Origin of the sequence: Thermicanus aegyptius DSM 12793 (assembly GCF_000510645.1) — a bacterium.
GTDB lineage: Bacteria > Bacillota > Bacilli > Thermicanales > Thermicanaceae > Thermicanus > Thermicanus aegyptius.
This window is the reverse complement of record NZ_KI783301.1, coordinates 254,824-273,232: the sequence shown is the minus strand read 5'-3', so window position 1 is coordinate 273,232 and position 18,409 is coordinate 254,824. Positions and strand designations below refer to the sequence as shown.

The following is an 18,409-nucleotide window of genomic DNA, read 5'->3' as shown; positions in this document are numbered from 1 at the left end:
TCCTCTTAGTGTAAGCTTCCCCATCCTGTTGGGCGCCTGCGATAATCCCGCATGAGCAACGCATTAGGGATCATATCACTATTTCCAACCTTCCCCATTTTCGATATAATGAAGATACCAACCCAGGAGGAGGTAGATGCATGACGTTTCCAAAGGATTTCCTGTGGGGAGCGGCCACCGCTGCCTACCAAGTAGAAGGAGCTGCTTTTGAAGATGGGAGGGGGCCTTCCATCTGGGATATCTTCTCCCATACTCCGAGGAAGACGTTAAACGGGGATGATGGGGATGTGGCCTGCGATCATTATCATCGCTATGAAGAAGATCTGGACTGGATGGAAAAGCTGGGGCTTACCGCCTACCGTTTTTCCGTCTCATGGTCCCGGGTCTTACCGGAAGGGAAGAGGAGAGTCAACGAAAAAGGGCTCGATTTCTACGCCCGCCTCATCGACGGCCTGCTCAATAGGGGGATCACCCCGATTCTCACCATTTATCACTGGGATCTTCCACAAGCCCTCCAGGAGAAAGGGGGATGGGCCAATCGGGATACCACCGACCGGTATGCGGAGTACGCCGATCTTCTCTTTCGGCGGTTTGGCGATCTCGTCCCTTACTGGATCACCCATAACGAACCTTGGGTCGCCTCCTTTATGGGACACTTCACAGGCGAACATGCGCCGGGGATTCAAGATCTCCCCACGGCCCTCACGGTCGCCCACCATCTCCTCCTCTCCCACAGCAAGGCGGTGGAGGCATTCCGGACCTTTCACCTCCCCGATGGAAAGATCGGCATCACCAACGTATTAACAAAGGGGTATCCGGCAAGTGATAAAGATGAAGATCGGCAGATTGCCCTACTGTTCGAACGGTTGCAAAACGGATGGTTCCTCGACCCGATCTTTACAGGAAGCTATCCCCTCGAACTTATCCCCATCCTGGCCTCTTACAGCGATTTTTCCTTTATTAAAGAAGGGGATATGGAGAAGATCAACCAACCCATCGATTTTCTCGGCATCAATTACTACTTTAGAAACATCGTCCGCCACGCTCCGGAAGCGCAGCCCCTGGGATTTGAAATCCTTCCTCCCCAGGGAGAGTTGACCGCGATGGGATGGGAAGTTTATCCCCAAGGATTGTTAGAGGTTCTAAAGAACGTTCACTCCCAATATGGATCCATTCCCATCCTGATTACGGAAAACGGCGCCGCCTACGACGATCTACTCACCCCTGACGGAAGAGTGGAGGATCGGAAAAGGATTCAATTCCTAAAATCCCATTTGGAAAAGGTGGACGAAGCCATCGCCCAGGGGATCCCGGTGATCGGGTATTGCGTCTGGTCCCTCATGGACAACTTCGAGTGGGCTTACGGGTACAGCAAGCGCTTCGGGCTTTTGTACATCGACTACGCCACGTTAAAGCGCATTCCCAAAGAGAGTTTCTATTGGTACCGTGAGCTTATCGCGAAAACGGTAACGATCTAGATGATGGCCAATGAGTTGATTAAGCAGCAAGATGAATTTTGGTATAATCTTATGATAATAAATATTTCAATCATTAAAATTTTAGAGAGATTGAATGAGTTGGAGGGAGCCTGTACTTTACATTCATGAACGAGAGGGGTTCACCGATGGAACATCAAACTGTGGAACATTCATCTCCTTCCCTCTACGGGGATTCCGGTATGATCCAAAAACAAATGGAGGAGCTTCAATCCCTGTCGCTCTCTTCCTTTAAAAAGGTGCTTTTTATCCAACCCCATCCGGACGATAACGAGGTGGGAGCCGGAGCAACCGTCGCTAAACTGGCAGCCCATGGGGTGGAGGTTCATTATGCCACCGTGACCGATGGTAGCCTGGGAACGCTAGATCCGGAGATCACTCCTGAGGAGCTCATCTCCTGCCGCCGCCGGGAACATGAAGAGAGCGGCCGTTTTCTCGGCGCCTCGGTTTTCCATTGGCTCGGTTTTCCGGACGGCGAACTCTATGATGCTCCTTCCCTCCGGGAGGCCCTGGTTCGCCTCATACGGGAGGTGCGGCCCGATCTCCTCTTCACCGTGGACCCTTGGAATCCCTATGAAGCTCACTTTGATCACCTTTATACCGGAAAAGCGGTCGCCTACGCGGCGATCATCGCCGCTTTCCCCCTGGCTTTTCCCGAACATCTCAGAAGAGGAGTGATGCCCCACGTTCCCCGTTATGTCGCATTTTACTCCTCTTCCCGCTCCAACCACATTGAAGATGTCAGCTCCTATTGGGACCGTAAGATGAAGGCGATCAGTCTTCACCAAAGCCAATTCCAGGGGGAGGAACTCCTCTTTGTCCAACAATACCTAACCCTAAAGGGAATCGAATGGGGAAGAAAGATAGGGGCCTCGTATGGAGAAGGATTTAAAATATTAACCCCGCAAATGCTCCACATGAATGTGGATGCGGAGAGAATGTAGGGAGGGGAATCTGCGATGAATTCGGGTCTATCTCTTACCGTGATCCAAAAGGTGGCCTACAGCAATGGAAACTTTGCCATAAATTTAATGGCGCAAACCTTTGCCACCTATGCGGTTTTTTTCTATGTGGATGTTTTAGGAGTTCGTCCCGGATGGATTGGCCTCGCCATGTTTATCCATGGGATCTTTAACGCCTTCATGAATCCCATCTTCGGCTACATTTCCGATCGGACCCATTCCCGCTGGGGCAGGCGCCTTCCCTATATCGTCATGGGGATCCTTCCCCTCGCCGCCGCCTTTACGATGATCTGGGTTCCCCTTCTCCAAGGGGCGAACCTCTTCTGGTACTTCCTGATCACCGTTCTCCTCTACGACATCTTCTTCGTGGTGGTGGTCCTCAACTGGACCTCCCTCTTTCCGGAAATGTTTACCACGTTGATCGAACGGTCATTCGTCTCCGCTTGGCGGCAGATGTTTGGCCTCATCGGCATGATTCTGGGGGTTGCAATCCCTCCTCTCCTCTATACTTCGATCGGTTGGAGCCGGATGGGGATCCTTTTCGGACTTCTTATTCTTCTCAGCTTCATTTTCTCCCTTTACGGTTCAAAAGAGAATCCCAATCTCTCGTTCACCTCTCCGTCATTTTTGGAAGCGCTTCGCTACACCTTTGTCAATAAAGCCTTTGTGACCTATGTGGTGGGCAGCTTTCTCGTTCAATTCGCTTTTGTTCTGCTCCCTGCGGTTATTCCTTTTTATGGGAAATATGTCCTGAAGATCCCAGAATCGGAGAATTCCATACTGACCGGAGCGATTTTCATCGCCGCCATTCCCATGGTCTACCTCTGGAGCTTCATCGTAAAAAGGATGGGACCGCGGAAGACCATCCTGACGGCGGTCTTACTCTTCCTCCTCTCCCTGATCCCTTTCGCATTCGTCACCACTCTTCTCACGGCGGCACTTTCCGCCATCGCCATCGGGATCAGTCTGGCGGGGATCATCATTCTCCTCGATGTCCTCCTGGCCGAGGTGATCGACGACGATGAGAAGCGAAGCGGAGCCCGGAGAGAAGGAATGTATTTCGGCATGAACGGGTTTATCATCCGCTGGGGGATTTCCCTTCAAGCCATCGTCATGGGGGCGGTCCTAGAATGGAGCGGCTATGTGCAACATTCCGCCACCCAGCCCGCCTCGGTGGAGGCGGGCATCCGCCTCATGATGACGGGAATCCCCATCGCCTCCCTTCTTCTCGCTCTCCTATTCTACTATCTCTATCCGTTGGGAAGAAAAGAAGGGAATAGGAATTAAAAAAATAACGAAAAAGAGAAAGAGCAGAGGGGGATACCGGAATTATTTCCGATTCCCCCTCTCAACCAATTCCAGTTCATTTTCCAAACATCCGACCAAGAGTCCCCGGTTAAAAAAAACGGTATAAACCAATATATCCTGCAAGAAATATCCATAGTCTACAATGGTTCCTACTTCACCTTCACGGATGATGATCGCGCCCCGATCCATCCCGGGGTAAGTTCCGTCATTACGAATTTTTTTCGTTGTCCTTACAATATCTTCAAGATCAAATTTCCCGAGCAAATTAGGGTTCCCCCTCTATCCTGCAAAAGGAAATGAAGCAGGATCTCCTCCGGTAAAAAACGGGAAAAACCTTTTCTTGCAAGGGGGTTGAACGGATAAAATCGTGATAGGCTTGATTTAATAAGGATCTTTTTTTCCCCCAAATCTCGGGATCCGTAGAGTCCCCTTCGTGTAAATCATTTTGTTCCAAATACTGTTTATAGCGTTGAAGAATGTGCAACCTGGCGATGGACAAAACCTTTGGATCATAGGTGAGCCGGTAGAAATGAAAGAAATCCTCAGCGTCGTGCAAATCGTTCATAGACCGATTCATAAGATTCGCCCTCCTGTTCACCGCAATGTGAGCACCGTTCGTTCCGTTTGAACGAAACCGTATACGAATGAAAATGTAACGTGTCAAAACGGTGCATTTGATTAAAATAAGGCTTCCCGATTCCGGTGATTACCTTTATCACCTCAATCGCCGCATAAGCCCCGGCGATCCCCGACGTAGCTCCCAATACCGGAAAACCGTAGGGCTCCCATGAATACGATTGCTCCGGATAAATGCAGTTAAGACATGCGGTCTTTCCCGGCCATATCGTCGTGATGGATACTTCAAACCCATACATGGCCGCTTCCACCATCGGCTTGTTCCAATCTATGCACGCCTTGTTCAACGCGTACCGTTCCAAAAAATCATAGCGGGCATCGACGACAATATCGGACGATTCAACCCATGCCTTTGCCCGTTCATAGCGAATCCGTTCGGGGTGTGCTTCGATGATCACATTTGGATTGATGCGACGAAGGTTTTCCACGGCCAACGCAACTCTTTCCTCTCCGATTCTCCTGCTGTCCATTAGAATTTGTCGGTTTAAATCGGGCAGGGACACCGTTCCTTCATGGGCTATGATCAATTTGCCGATTCCGGCGGCGGCTAAATAAATCGCCGCCGTTCCTCCCAGTCCGCCGATTCCGGCAATAAAGACCGTTGAATTTTTTAATTTTTCCTGGCCCTTCTCTCCGATCAGTTTGATCTGCCTTCGATAACGTTCGTGGGGATCCACGGTTCCATCCGGTCCGGCCTTATCCACTTCTCTTCCCCCCATTTTTCCACCCCATTTAAATGCCGGGTTTCTCCAACTGGGAAAGCCCTTTTTCTACAAACCTGGCCCCCTTATTCATCAGGTCTTCAACATGAGTAAACATAAACTGCTTTATGCCGCGCAATCCTTGGTTGATCAAAATGGTCCGACCGGAATAGACGATGGCCCGCCCCATCCCTTCATGATCGATTTCAATCATACTGCTTGTCATTTTCCCCGAGCGTTTTTCAATCGCCAATGCGACGGCCTGAAAGAAAAGGCCGATTTGCCTTTCTATTTTTTCGTTGGTCAGCCCGCAGGATTCCGTCTTTTTCTTTTCTTCTTCCGGTGATAGAAACCATTTTTTAATCTTTTCTTCTTCCGTCCATTTCCGAAAGACGGACAGGGTGTCATAAGCATCGATCACTTGTACAAGGGATTCCCGAAATGCGGGAGAATGTGCTGTGGTTCTCTCTTCACCCGTCAACTCTCTTCCTCTCCTTTTTGGTGCTTTAATGCCTTAGCCAGCCAGAGAGGAGGTTTTGTATGCAGCATGACCAATAAGCGATCCAATTGTTGGAGGATGGGGGTCCCCTCTTCCACCTTAATCGGCATAATCTTTTTGCGGGTCACTCTTGCCGCGGCGGACGGGCCGATTTGAGTGATAAATAACAGCGTGCAATCTTCAATGGCATCAATCCGTCGATCAAGGCGACCATATTCATCCCCCTCTTCCTCTTTTTTTCCCATGATTTCCCTTACCCCGTCCAGTCTGTAACCGTCCAGGGTCACTTCATAGATGATAAAGGTGTTACACTGACCAAAATGGCTGTTGACTAAGGATCCATCTTCGGTCGCAAACGCCACTTTCATGGGAGATTATACCTCCTCTTTCTCCATCAGTAGATTGCCTACCTGAATCACCAGCTCCGTCGTGCCCCGGTAACCTATGCCGGTAAATAACGAAGCCCCAATCCGGTCAAAAATCGGAAATCCCAAAGGCATAAAGACCGCTCCTTTGCGTTTGGCCCCTCGTTTTCCATGGGAATTGCTTATCCAAAGGTCAACCCCGTCGGCCCATTCTTCAAGATCTCCCAAATCCCCCACCCAAATTTCTTCATCCAATTGCATAAGCACCGGAGAAGATTCCGTTGTCACGATTCCTTTCAAATCCACTCCCATCTCATGCAGCCAAGTGATGACCGAATAAAGGAGGTCCGGTTCCAGGGCGACCACCGCCGACTTGCCTGCAAAGTAAAAATGGGCATCAAGCATGCTGTCCAGCAGATTTTCACGTTGCCATACATACTTCAAGGGGATCTCATGACCTGTCACGGATTGAAGGAAGGTGAAAAACCGATCACTTGCTTCCAGCCCGGTCAGGCTGGGAAAAACATGATATGGGATCTCTGCGGCTTCTTCGATTTTTTTCGCCACCTTCTCCATGCTGGCTCCGATCACAAGGGTTCGTTCGGCCGTAATCATTTTAGGAAGAGCATCGAGGGGAATTCCTCCACGGCTAAGGGGAGAAAAACCGGTGATGAGATGTCCCGATAAGGAAGTGGATAAATCGGGGATGGAAATCACCTCCAATCCGAACGCTCGGATAATTTCTTTGATTTCCATCACATCTCCCGGCGTCAAGTGGGAGGCAGGCAATAGATTGACTCGCCCCCGCACGATCTCCGTCGGCCATTGATCCTTTGATTCCAAAAGGCGCCCAACGATCGCCTCCACCGTTTTTGCATAACCCGATTCCAGCGACCCTTGGTAATCGGGGAGACTTACGGGAATGATGAAAGGTTGTTCCATGTTTCTCTCTTTGATGTACTCGTTAATGTTTCCGACCAGATCATCGCCGGCCACTTCGGTTAAACCGGTACTGAGAACCCCGATAAGATCGGGTTTAAGTTTATGAATGATGGTATCCAACGCCTCAAACAATGATTTTCCGGCCCCGAAGATCACGTTCATCTCTTGCAGCGCTGTGGTTTGCATGGCGATCGTCTCCCGGTAATGCCGGGTTAAAAGCGTCTTGGCAAATGAAGCGCATCCCTGTGAACCGTGGAGGATGGGAATGGAACGATAAAACCCTTGCAGGGCTAGGGAACCTCCCAACGGTTGGCTTACTTTTAACGGATTGACCGATACGGATTTTTTCTTTATTTTAACGGTCATCAGCCCACCCCTCACACCACGGCGCTTTTTTATGGGCCAATTGCCATACGGGGTGGGAAAGGGTATGGGCGATATGTTTCGCCAACCTTTTTAACCCTGTATAGCCCGCATAAGCGGTGTGGCGCTCTTGATTAATCTCCAAAAAAGGGATCTTTTCCTTTAGCGCCACATACATGTTGCGCCCTCCTGCGATCATCATATCTGCTTTTTTGGATCGAACGGCTTTTAAAATGCTGCCGGATCCCCCCTCATCGATCAGCTCCGTATCGGCTCCTACCCTCTCTTTAATGCGGGCAATATCCTCTTGGGTGCTTTTGTTCGTTCCCACCGCCACCACTTCCATCCCCAGCTCCTGTAAAGCGCTGATGACGGACCAGCTTTTTACTCCTCCCGTATACAAAACGACCTTTTTCCCCTTTAAGACCGGGCGATACTGAAGCAGGTCACGATGCAACTTTTTCTCTTCCTCTTGAATCAGCTCCTCTACTCGCCGTTCCAATTCCCGGTCTTTCAGCAAACCGGCGATTTTCCGCAAGGAAGATCCGGTTTCTCCCGCCCCGTAGAAGGAACCTTCAAAATAGGGGATCTGGTAATGTTCCTCCATTTTGCGGGCTAAATTGATCAATGCCCGGCTACAAACCACCATGTTTACCTTGGCATGATGCGCCCACCGGATTTCCTGAAACCGCCCGTCTCCTGTAATTCGCGATAAGATTCGGATCCCCACCTTGTCCAACAATTCCTTTATCTCCCACATCTCTCCGGCAATATTGTATTCTCCTATTAAATTGATGTCGTAGGGAGTCGTTTCCGGAGGATCGGAGGTACCGATAACATATTGGAAGAGTGTTTCTCCGGCAAGACGCGTCCCCAAATTTTTGCTTCCCACAAATCCCGGGCTGTTTACCGGAATGACCGGAACGCCCCATTTCCTCGTTTCTTCCCGGCAGATCGCCTCTAAATCGTCTCCAATTAATGCGGTAACACAGGTCGAATAAACAAATACGGCGGGAGGTGAAAAACGCTCCATGATTTCCCCAATCGCTTCCCGTAATTTTTTTTCACCGCCGAAGATAATTTCCGATTCTTTCAGATCGGTCGTAAGTCCATATTGGTAAAGGTGAGGGCCTGACGACAGGCTGCCTCTTCCTTCCCAACTGTTTCCGCTGCATCCCAAAGGTCCATGGACCAGATGAGCCGCATCGGCGATGGGGAGAAGCGCGATTTGCGCCCCATCAAATGAACAGCCTCCTGAGGCTTGGCCCGGCTTAGGTCTCGCACAAACTTTAAGATTCTCGTTTGTACTATGCTCACAAGCCGGCTCTTCCAGCGCTTCTAACACTTGACGCCTCACGTTCCTCCCCCCTTTGATAAAGATTAACGGACCACATCAAAGCTATGACCCGGTGCCTCCTCGTCCAAACGCTCCAAAACCATATTGACCATTAAGGATAAGAGGTTTAATGTTCCCTGGTATCCGATAATCGGATAGCGGTGCATATGATGGCGGTCAAAAATGGGGAAGCCGACACGAACCAATGGAATATTCGCATCTTTTGCCGCGAATTTTAAAAAGGTGCTGCCGATGGCAAAATCAACGGGGTCCGTGAGTAACAGAGATCTTAAGTGCCATAAGTCTTTCCCCACATAAACCTTTCCATCCAAACCGTAGGGGCTTTCTGCAAGCAATCGCTGTGCCTCTTCTTCAAATTCCTTATCGCCATTGGTACAAAGGATATGAACCGGTTCAATTCCCAACTCCAGGGACAACGAGATGAGCCCCAACAAGAGGTCCGGATCGCCGGCCATCGCCACTCGTTTCCCTTGAAGATATGGATGGGAATCGGTCATCGCGTCCACCACACGTCCCCTTTCATCTTTTAGCGATTGGGGAATCGGTTTGCCGGTTAATTCGCTGATTCGCATGAGGAGCGCATCGGTGTTTCGAATGCCGATGGGAATCGGACCGGCAATGAACGGATGGCCCCAATTTTCTTCGATATATTTCGCCGTTTTCCTCGTGGAATACTTTTGCAATGCGATCGTTCCTTTTCCCCTTGAGGCATAAGCCGCGTCTGAAAGCTTCGTTCCGCCGTAATAGGTCCGATACTCTCCGTTTGCCGGCGAATCGAGCATATCGCTATGATCTCCCAGAATGGTGTAGCGAACATCCATCAGGTCAAGGATCCGTTTTGCCTCCCTGATGTTGCCCGTATACGGTTCAAATCCGGGGATAACGTTAATCTTTTCCGCCGCCTCAGCCGCCATCTTCTCCCCATCGCCCTCCCGCCCGTTCAGATAACTTAGAATCGACTTCATCATGCTGTCGTAGCCGACAATGTGGGAGCCGACGAAACTGGGCGTATTGGCAAAGGGCACGGGGAAGGATTTGCTAATCGCCCCCTCGTTCCTGGCCGTTTCAATAAATGCCTGCAGGTCATCTCCGATCACCTCCGCCATGCAAGTGGTGCTCACGGCCACCATATCCGGTTTATACAAGGAAACGGCGTTTTCCAATCCTTCGATCAAGTTGCGAAGTCCGCCAAAGACAGCCGCATCTTCGGTCATCGAGGTGGATACCGTCGGCACCGGTTCTTTAAAATGCCTGGCAAAATGGCTCCGGAAATAAGCCACACATCCTTGTGAGCCGTGGACAAAAGGCAACGTTTTTTCAAAACCCAAGGCGGCCAAAACCGCGCCGAGGGGCTGGCAGGCTTTCGCCGGATTAATGGTAAGAGCTTCCCGGGCAAAATTTTTTTCTTTATATTCTTCCGTTTTTAAATAGGCCGCCGTATCTTCCACTTCTTCCAGGGAGCAAGGGGCCTCAAACTCCATCTTCTTTTCCGCCGATTTCATATACTCTTCCGATTGGAATAACGTGTTATGGTCTTTGATCTCCACGTTTTTGGCCATAACTCCTCACCTCCCTTAAAATGGAACTTGCATGAGATTCCACACCGGGCTATTCATGGCGATATCCATATCCCGGGCAAAAACTTTAAACCCGTCAAAGCCATGGTAGGGGCCACTATAATCCCAGGAATGCATCTGTCTGAAAGGAAGCCCCATTTTTTGAAACACATATTTCTCCTTAATGCCCGAACCCACCAAGTCTACCCCGAGCGCTTTGGCCAGGTATTCCAGATCGTATTCGGAGGGATCGTCGTAAATCACCGCACCCTCTTTCAGTTCCTTATACGTGCGCTCATAGTCATCCTTATGGGCAAACTCGTATCCGGTTCCCACCACTTCCATCCCCAGATCTTCATAGGCGCCCACCGTATGGCGTGGACGCAAGCCGCCAACCAATAGCATCACTTTTTTCCCCTCAAGCCGCGGGCGATATTTTTCAATGACCGCATCCATCTCCGGCTTATATTTCGCGATCACCCGTTCCGCTTGTTCCTGAATCTGATCATCAAAGAAGGCCGCTATCTTGCGCAGGCTTTCAATCGTTTTCGTGGGGCCGAAGAAATTATACTCCATCCAAGGGATGCCGTATTTCTCTTCCATGTGTCGTGCGATGTAGTTCATAGAACGATAACAGTGGATCAGGTTTAGCTTCGCCTTGTGGGTGATGGCCAATTCATTGAGGGTTCCATCCCCCGACCATTGGGCAATCACCCGAAGGCCCATTTCTTCGAGCAAAATTCTGGCCGCCCAGGCATCCCCACCGATATTGTAATCCCCGATGATCGCCACGTCGTACGGGCCCGGTTCATTTAGATCCCGGGTCCCCAAAACATGGTCCCGAATCGAATCGTTGGCAATGTGATGGCCCAGGGACTGGCTCACACCCCGAAAGCCTTCGCATCGAACGGGAACGACCGGTATGCCCAATTCCTTCGTCATCTTTTTCGCCACGGCTTCAATATCATCCCCGATCAACCCGATGGGACATTCGGATTGAATGGTGATCCCCTTCGCAAGGGGAAACATTTCCTTAATTTCCCGGCATACTTTTTCCAGTTTCTTGTCTCCGCCGAATACGATGTCCCGTTCCTGGAAGTCGCTGGTCACCTGCATGGCCACAAAATTATTGACACCTAGGACTCCATTGCTGTAGTTCCGGCGGGTACCCCAGCTGTACTGGCCGCAGCCAACCGGCCCGTGACTGATATGAACCATATCCTTAATCGGTCCCCACACCACCCCTTTAGAACCGGCGTAGGCGCATCCGCGAACCGTCATGACACCGGGACGGGATTTTACGTTTGATTTGATGGAGCACTTCCCGGTGGAAATCTTTTCAATATCATTGATTTCAAAATGTTTCTTCCGTTCTTTTCGCGCTTTTTCGGGATAGGCTTCCAACAATTCCTCGATCACGTTCTGTCCCCCAACCTCAGCCATGTGCCCCACCTCCGTGATGGTAGATTTATCCCTTGATTCCAAGATATAATGAATTGGTTTCAGCCGCCTCGGCCGCCTCCAACTTCTTGATTTGCGTCTCTTCGTCTTCAATGACTCCGTACTCCATGAGGAGATCTTCCAATTCATCCATGCTAATCGGGGTCGGAATGGTTAACCGATCGTTTTCAAGAATTTTCTTTGCCAACGTTTCATATTCTTTCGCCATGGGATGCTCCGGAGCATATTGGGCTACCGTCATTTTTCTCAGTTCCGCATGTTGAACGATATTGTTCCGGGGGAGGAAGTGAATCATTTGGGTATTTAATCGTTTAGCCAATTCGGTAATCAGGTCCGCCTCCCGGTCCACATTGCGGCTGTTGCAGATTAATCCGCCGAGGCGGACGCCGCCGCTATAGGCGTACTTTAATATTCCCCGGGCAATATTATTCGCCGCATACATCGCCATCATTTCACCGGAGACGACAATATAGATTTCCTGTGCTTTATTCTCCCGGATCGGCATGGCAAAACCGCCGCAAACCACATCTCCCAATACGTCATAGGAGACGAAATCCAAATCTTCGTATGCCCCGTTATCCTCCAGGAAATTGATTGAGGTAATGATTCCTCTTCCTGCGCAACCCACGCCTGGTTCAGGCCCCCCTGATTCCACACACTTAATTCCGCCAAAGCCGGTCGCCAGCACATCTTCCAACTCCAGATCTTCGACGGAACCCCTTTCGGCCGCCAGGTGCAAAACCGTCTTCTGGGCCTTGGTGTTTAAAATCAGCCGCGTTGAATCCGCTTTGGGGTCACACCCGACGATCATGATCCTTTGCCCGAACCTTGTTGCCAGTTGAGCCAACGTATTCTGGGACGTGGTTGACTTTCCAATTCCGCCTTTTCCATAAAAAGCGATTTGTCGCATCTCTTTTTCTCCCTTCTTGATCATTTTTCATCGGCAGCTTACAACAGCACCGGCCTGCCATAACCATACCACGTTGTATGTTAAATATCCTTACATGAAACCGCCGTTTTAATAAGAATTCCCTTTTTTTGCTTTTTTCTCTATTTGTAAGGATTGAGTCGTTCCATAACATTTTTCATTTTCTTTCACTTCCCGCCGCTTCAACACATACCCCCGGCCATATTTATTCTGGATGATATCGTCCGGATCTCCTTTGTCCCCGAGTTTTTTTCGCAAAGAGCGAACGACGGTGTACAAATTATCGAAACTTCCTTTGTCTTCATCACCCCAGATGGCGGTTAAAAGCGTATCATAATCAACCACTTTTCCCTCGTTGCGAAGCAAGGTTTCCAACAACCGGTATTCCCTCGATGAAAGCTGTAACCGAAGCCCTTCGTGAATCAACACTTCCGCAATTGTGTCAAGAAATATGACGGGTGATAGTTCAATCATCTTTTCATCTGCAATAACCAGTTGTTTTCGATGATGTTCACGAAAAGGTGCCGGCCTGTTTTTTTGAATCGGATCATACCGGTTTACCATTTCCCGGATGATTTGGAGGAGTTCTACTGGATAAAATGGATCTTGCAAGACGGCAAAATCGCTTGACCACCTCAAATCGTTTTTGAGATGGTCGGGGTCGGGACTGATGACGACACAAGGTGTTCTCAGCATATCGGCAAGAATAAGACACCGTTTTTTTGAAAACGGACATTGGCCGGGGCAATCGTAAAGTAAAAGGTCAAAAAAATGATTTTTTGCCCCTTTCTCAAAAATCGACCAGTAACGGCTGGAGTATAAGTGATGACCGTCCTCTTCCAGGATGGCGGATATAATTCTTGTCAAAAGCCCCCTTGCACTAAACAACCCGACTTCCAATAGAGCCACCTCCCCGTTCATTTTTCCCCCTTCCCTTTCCAATCGCCCGATCAACTTGTCTGACCGATCGTCTGAAAGGAAATTTTGGGTCGTACCTCCCGGTAATAGAGATCAAGGATTTGGCGCGCTTCTAACGATTGTTTACATTCTCTTGAAAATTTTCGAACTTCCTCAAGAAGAAGTTCCACCGCTTCCGGCGTTGGCGTCTCACCGGCATTTTCTAAAACTTTTCGCACACCATTTCTTCCGGAATGTTTTCCGTATAAGAAAATGCGCTTTCGCCCCACCACATCCGGAGGATAAGACTCGTACATATCGCTCGATTTCAATAAACCATCCACATGAATTCCGGACTCGTGGGTAAAAGCATGGGACCCAACGACGGGCGCTTGTTCAGGAATGGCTCTTCCGGACATTGTGGCAACCATCTCGGCTAAGGGCTGAAAGGAATCGAAGCGAAGTTCCACATCAAAGTCAAGCAATCGCTTTACCGCAAGGGCTACAACCTCCATCGGAGCGTTTCCCGTCCGTTCACCGAGCCCTAAAACGGTCGTACTTACCCAATCGGCTCCCTTGCGCACAGCCGCCAGGGAATTGGCCACCGCCAAACCAAAATCGTTATGTCCGTGAAATTCGATGGGGATCGATGTTGATTTCCGCAAATGCCCGATTAATAGCTCCGTATCCCACGGGGTAAGGATTCCCACCGTGTCCGCAAAACGGATCCGCATCACTCCGAACGGTTCAATCGCTTCGGCCAGTTCCCTTAAAAAGGAAGGTTTCGCCCTGGACGCATCCTCAAACCCCACCGATACTTCCAGCCCTCTTCCCCTCGCATAGTCGATAACTTCAAGTAAGCGGAGTTTTGCCCCGCGGTAATCCGTCCCCAATTTCCAGCGAAGCATTCGATCGGAAACGGGCAAAGCGATGTGAACGATTTGAGCTCCACACTTAAGCGAAGCATCGATATCCTCCCGGCGCGCCCGATTCCATGTGCTTCGCTTCGCCTGCATGGGGAGGGAGAGGATGGCGGCGATATTCTCCTGTTCCGCCTCTCCCATCGCCGGGATCCCAACCTCGATCAGATCCAAGCCGGCCCGGTCAAGCGCTTTGGCTAGGGCTATGCGCTCTTCCGGATAAAAAGAAACCCCAGCCGCTTGTTCCCCATCTCGAAGAGTGGTATCGCAAAAATAAATTTTCATCCTTTCCTCATCTTCCTTCGATAAAATAGAATGATCCGGGACGAATGGACTGATTTTTTAAAAAATTATCGTCGCACTAAAGGCTTAAACCTGGTTTTGGACGGGATATTGCCGTTCCGCAAGACGAAGAAGTTCATCATCAATCGAGCCATTGGCCATCACCGATTCGATGCCGTATTCTCGGAGACGATTCATCGGTTCCGTTCCGATGCGCTTGCATAAAAGATACCGACAATCCCCGAGCATCCCGGCAATCTCACCCATCCGTTCGATATGATCGCCGCATGTTTCCTTTCCGGAGCAGTAAGAGGAAACTCGCCGAACCGTTATAAATTTTAAGCCTTTCCTGGAGACCTCGAAGATTTGAAATTCTTTGGCTTGCCCAAAATGTTGGTTTACTTTTCCATCCCCTTTTGTTGCGACCGCTACGTTAAAGGGGATAAAATCGGCTCTTGCCCTCAGTTCCATGAGTCGCGCCGCTTTTTTACGGGCTTCTTTCATTTTTTCAATCCGTTCATCCAGCTCGGCATGTAAAGCTTGGCGGGAAGAAACATCATAGGTTGCCGATAGCTGACGGACTTTTTCTTTTGTAAACTCTTCACTCCGTTCTTCTCCCAATAACCCCACCGCATCGGCCCTGCATTGACGGCAGTGCCTCATCAAGCGGCTTTCTCGTTCGCAGCTTTGTTGCGCCAATGCCACATCCTCCATCAAGGCGGGCCTTCGTCCTTCCCTTTCAAAATCTGAACCGTCGGCGATGATCAGGGGCATAATATTGTGTAAAAACGCCCCTTTCTTCCGTATGATTTGGGACACTTCTTTCATATGCGCATCATTGATGCCTGGAATCAGCACCGAATTAACCTTGACAAGAATATCGTTTTCCACCAGTTTTTCCAATCCGGTAAGTTGCCGTTCCAGCAATACCGCCGCCGCATCGTATCCGGTCAGCTTTTTTCCTTTCCATACCACATACCTGTATATATGTTTCCCGATCTCAGGATCTACGGCATTTATGGTAATGGTGACATGATCAATCCCCAACTCCTTTATCGCATCGATGTAATCCGGTAAAGCCAGACCGTTTGTGCTCAAACATAATTTCATATCCGGCGCTTTTTCCCGCAAAAGGGAAAAGGTTTTAAAGGTTCGCTTCGGGTTGGCCAAAGGATCTCCCGGACCTGCGATGCCGACGACGCTGGTTTGCTTTATCACGGTGCCCACCGCCAATACTTTCTCCACCGCCTCCTCCGGTGTAAGAACCTCGCTGGTAACGCCTGGCCTGCTTTCATTCACACAGTCATACTTCCGGTTACAGTATTTGCACTGAATATTGCAAGCCGGCGCGACCGCCACATGCAAACGGGCAAAAAAATGATGAGCTTCTTCACTGTAACAAGGATGCCTTTTGACTCGGTTAACGACTTCTTCCGGCAGGTTTAAGGTCGATTTTCCATGCGCTCCCGTTCCTTCCACCATGGAACAAGAATTTTCATTCATTCTCCTGATCCTCTCCTTTCTTTCTTGTCATATTTCCTAACATACACCCCTTTCATTTCTCTCTTTTCAGTGGTAATCAAATGAATCCTAAAGGATGAGCGGCTTATATTGAGTTGTTCGGTTAAATTATATACCATTATGAAAAAAGAATCCTAATGACTTTCATATTTTTCCGTAAGTTTTTGTGATTTTTTTCTTATTTATTACGCTGACTGTTATATTATATTACATTTTATGTATGACCTATCGGTAACCTATCGTGGGGGGAGGAAACGTATTTTCTTATACGACAAATGCCGGGGGAATGTTTTTTCTCGTTACAGGTCCCAACCTATTTGAGGAGCTTCTTTACGAAACCTTTACCCTAACATTACAAAGAATCCACACTCCCTTGATACAATGGTAAGGCACAGATCGAAGGGAGGCGGATCCATGTCTTTTCATGGTCGGCAAGAATCCGAATTTTCCATCGAGACCGGTTTGAACGTCGAAGAAGAAACCTCTCGGATCACCCGTACCTATTCCATAAATCATCTGAAAGAGAATGGATGGGCATATCTCTTTCTCATGCCATCCCTGACCCTTTTTGCCCTCTTTCTCTTCTTTCCCCTCCTCCGTTCCATTTATATGAGCCTCTACCTCACGGATCCCCAGGGCAGGATCGTCGAGTATGTGGGGATGGGAAACTACGTAGCCCTCTTCACCGATCCCCATTTCTTCCAAAGTCTTAAAACCACAGGGTTATTCGCCCTTTATACCGTCCCAACCACCATTCTCCTCGCCTTGCCGATCGCTTATCTCACCCATCAGAAGATCAAAGGGAGGCGAGTCTTTCAATTCATCTTCTCCCTTCCCCTCGCTTTGTCGGTAGGGACAGCCTCCATCATCTGGCTGCTTCTCTTTCATCCCAGCATGGGGATGCTGAACTATTTTCTCAGTTGGTTGGGTTTATCCCCCATCTTCTGGCTATCCGATCCCCGTTGGGCCTTGCCCTCCGTTTCCCTGATGACCATTTGGCTTAATTTCGGCTTCGCTTATCTCATTCTTTTAAGTGGAATGCAGTCCATCCCGGAAGAGGTATACGAGAGTGCTAAGATCGACGGGGCGGGACTTGTTCGAAGCTTCTTCCGCATCACTTTTCCCCTTCTTACGCCGAATCTCTTCTTCCTCGTCATCGTTTCCTCCATCAGCGCGTTGCAAACCTTTGGCCAGATTCATCTCCTCACCCAGGGTGGACCCGCCGAGGCGACCAATGTCTTGGTTTACCGCCTTTATCAGGATGCTTTTATCAACTATCGGTTTGGCATCGGCAGTGCGGAAGCCATCTTCCTTTTCCTCCTCGTTTTGCTCCTTACCGCGATTCAATTTCTCTTCTTGGAAAGGAAGGTGCATTATCAATGAGAGGTATCAAACATCTCCTCCTTTATCTCTTCCTCATGGTAGCCGGTCTCTTTCTGCTTTATCCCCTCTTCTTCACCTTTTCCACCTCCCTTATGACGCCGGAAGAATCGGGGCTTTATCCGCCCAAACTCCTCCCCAGTCACCTTTATCTCGCTAATTTTAAGGAGTCGTTGGAGACGGCTCCGCTCGTCCGGTTTCTCCTCAATAGCACCGCCGTTTCCCTGATCGTTACCGTTGGACAACTTCTCACATCAAGCCTTGCCGCCTATGCCTTTGCCTTTATTCCGTTTAAGGGTCGAAATTTACTCTTCTCCCTCTTCCTCTCCACCATGATGATCCCATGGGAGGTGGCCGTCATCCCCAATTATCTGACCATCAAATCCTGGGGGTGGTTGGACAGCTACCAGGGGCTAACCGTCCCATTCCTCGCCAGCGCCTTCGGCACCTTCCTCCTCCGTCAGTCCTTCCTGCAATTGCCGAAGGATCTCATCGAAGCGGCCAAGATCGACGGAGCAGGCCATTTGCGCATCTATGCCGGCATCGTGCTCCCCATCGCAAGGCCTGCCCTAGCCACGCTGGGTGTCTACGCCTTTCTCACCACATGGAACATGTACCTGTGGCCCCTTCTGATCACCAACAGTGAGACGATGCGCACCGTCCAGATCGGCGTCGGCATGCTCCAGTGGCAGGAGTCTACCGCATGGAATCTGGTACTGGCCGGAATTACCATCGTCCTCCTCCCAAGCCTTTTCGTTCTCCTCTTTGGCCTAAAACAACTGATCCAAGGTTTATCCGCCGGAGCCCTGAAGGGATAGAGGCGACAAGACCCTTT

18 protein-coding genes are annotated in these 18,409 nt (G+C 49.7%); 5 read left to right on the top strand and 13 right to left on the bottom strand.

Features of this window, described 5'->3' with window-relative positions; all coding sequences use genetic code 11:
• Positions 1-140: 140 nt before the first annotated feature.
• The 3 genes from THEAE_RS0101445 (at position 141) to THEAE_RS0101435 (ending at position 3,745) form a co-directional block, all read left to right on the top strand.
• Positions 141-1,478, top strand: coding sequence for a GH1 family beta-glucosidase (locus tag THEAE_RS0101445; RefSeq protein ID WP_028986281.1), 1,338 nt, complete (start codon positions 141-143; stop codon positions 1,476-1,478).
• A gap of 146 nt (positions 1,479-1,624) precedes the next feature.
• Entirely contained in the window at positions 1,625-2,440 is an 816-nt protein-coding gene (locus THEAE_RS19660; RefSeq protein WP_052329681.1) for a PIG-L deacetylase family protein, read from the top strand.
• A gap of 15 nt (positions 2,441-2,455) precedes the next feature.
• Positions 2,456-3,745, top strand: coding sequence for an MFS transporter (locus THEAE_RS0101435; protein WP_028986280.1), 1,290 nt, complete (start codon positions 2,456-2,458; stop codon positions 3,743-3,745).
• Positions 3,746-3,787: 42 nt separating this feature from the next.
• On the opposite strand, the gene THEAE_RS0101430 is transcribed toward THEAE_RS0101435, so the two are convergent.
• From THEAE_RS0101430 to nifB, 13 genes are all read right to left on the bottom strand, one after another.
• Positions 3,788-4,030, bottom strand: a complete 243-nt coding sequence (locus THEAE_RS0101430; protein ID WP_028986279.1) for a nitrogen fixation protein NifZ — start codon at positions 4,028-4,030, stop codon at positions 3,788-3,790.
• Position 4,031: 1 nt separating this feature from the next.
• Positions 4,032-4,343: a nitrogenase-stabilizing/protective protein NifW gene (nifW, locus tag THEAE_RS19655; protein ID WP_084213404.1), complete on the bottom strand. Its 312-nt coding sequence runs from the start codon at positions 4,341-4,343 to the stop codon at positions 4,032-4,034.
• Positions 4,309-5,121, bottom strand: coding sequence for a HesA/MoeB/ThiF family protein (locus tag THEAE_RS0101420; RefSeq protein WP_052329678.1), 813 nt, complete (start codon positions 5,119-5,121; stop codon positions 4,309-4,311). The genes nifW and THEAE_RS0101420 overlap by 35 nt, the downstream gene beginning before the upstream one ends.
• 13 nt (positions 5,122-5,134) lie before the next feature.
• The gene (locus tag THEAE_RS0101415) at positions 5,135-5,584 is read right to left on the bottom strand and encodes a DUF269 domain-containing protein (protein ID WP_028986277.1); all 450 of its coding nucleotides are present in this window, start codon (positions 5,582-5,584) and stop codon (positions 5,135-5,137) included.
• A complete protein-coding gene (gene nifX / locus THEAE_RS0101410; RefSeq protein ID WP_005582001.1) occupies positions 5,581-5,970 on the bottom strand; it encodes a nitrogen fixation protein NifX in 390 nt (129 codons plus the stop codon). Before nifX ends, THEAE_RS0101415 begins: the two co-directional genes overlap by 4 nt.
• 6 nt (positions 5,971-5,976) lie before the next feature.
• Positions 5,977-7,275, bottom strand: coding sequence for a nitrogenase iron-molybdenum cofactor biosynthesis protein NifN (gene nifN / locus THEAE_RS0101405; RefSeq protein ID WP_028986276.1), 1,299 nt, complete (start codon positions 7,273-7,275; stop codon positions 5,977-5,979).
• A complete protein-coding gene (gene nifE / locus THEAE_RS0101400) occupies positions 7,265-8,629 on the bottom strand; it encodes a nitrogenase iron-molybdenum cofactor biosynthesis protein NifE (RefSeq protein ID WP_028986275.1) in 1,365 nt (454 codons plus the stop codon). The genes nifN and nifE overlap by 11 nt, the downstream gene beginning before the upstream one ends.
• Before the next feature lie 23 nt (positions 8,630-8,652).
• Positions 8,653-10,188: a nitrogenase molybdenum-iron protein subunit beta gene (gene nifK, locus THEAE_RS0101395; RefSeq protein ID WP_028986274.1), complete on the bottom strand. Its 1,536-nt coding sequence runs from the start codon at positions 10,186-10,188 to the stop codon at positions 8,653-8,655.
• Between the two features lie 15 nt (positions 10,189-10,203).
• Entirely contained in the window at positions 10,204-11,628 is a 1,425-nt protein-coding gene (gene nifD, locus THEAE_RS0101390) for a nitrogenase molybdenum-iron protein alpha chain (protein WP_028986273.1), read from the bottom strand.
• A 25-nt stretch (positions 11,629-11,653) separates the two neighbouring features.
• Complete coding sequence (gene nifH, locus THEAE_RS0101385; RefSeq protein ID WP_028986272.1) at positions 11,654-12,556, bottom strand: nitrogenase iron protein; 903 nt, start codon at positions 12,554-12,556, stop codon at positions 11,654-11,656.
• Between the two features lie 108 nt (positions 12,557-12,664).
• Positions 12,665-13,474, bottom strand: a complete 810-nt coding sequence (locus THEAE_RS0101380) for a helix-turn-helix domain-containing protein (protein ID WP_169729949.1) — start codon at positions 13,472-13,474, stop codon at positions 12,665-12,667.
• Positions 13,475-13,524: 50 nt separating this feature from the next.
• Positions 13,525-14,676, bottom strand: a complete 1,152-nt coding sequence (locus THEAE_RS19650; protein WP_039944186.1) for a homocitrate synthase/isopropylmalate synthase family protein — start codon at positions 14,674-14,676, stop codon at positions 13,525-13,527.
• A gap of 84 nt (positions 14,677-14,760) precedes the next feature.
• Positions 14,761-16,176, bottom strand: coding sequence for a nitrogenase cofactor biosynthesis protein NifB (gene nifB, locus THEAE_RS19645; protein ID WP_039944184.1), 1,416 nt, complete (start codon positions 16,174-16,176; stop codon positions 14,761-14,763).
• A 432-nt stretch (positions 16,177-16,608) separates the two neighbouring features.
• On the opposite strand from nifB, the gene THEAE_RS0101365 reads away from it, so the two are divergent.
• Positions 16,609-17,577, top strand: a complete 969-nt coding sequence (locus THEAE_RS0101365; protein ID WP_028986270.1) for a carbohydrate ABC transporter permease — start codon at positions 16,609-16,611, stop codon at positions 17,575-17,577.
• Positions 17,574-18,392, top strand: a complete 819-nt coding sequence (locus THEAE_RS0101360) for a carbohydrate ABC transporter permease (RefSeq protein ID WP_028986269.1) — start codon at positions 17,574-17,576, stop codon at positions 18,390-18,392. Before THEAE_RS0101365 ends, THEAE_RS0101360 begins: the two co-directional genes overlap by 4 nt.
• The last annotated feature ends 17 nt before the right edge of the window (positions 18,393-18,409 follow it).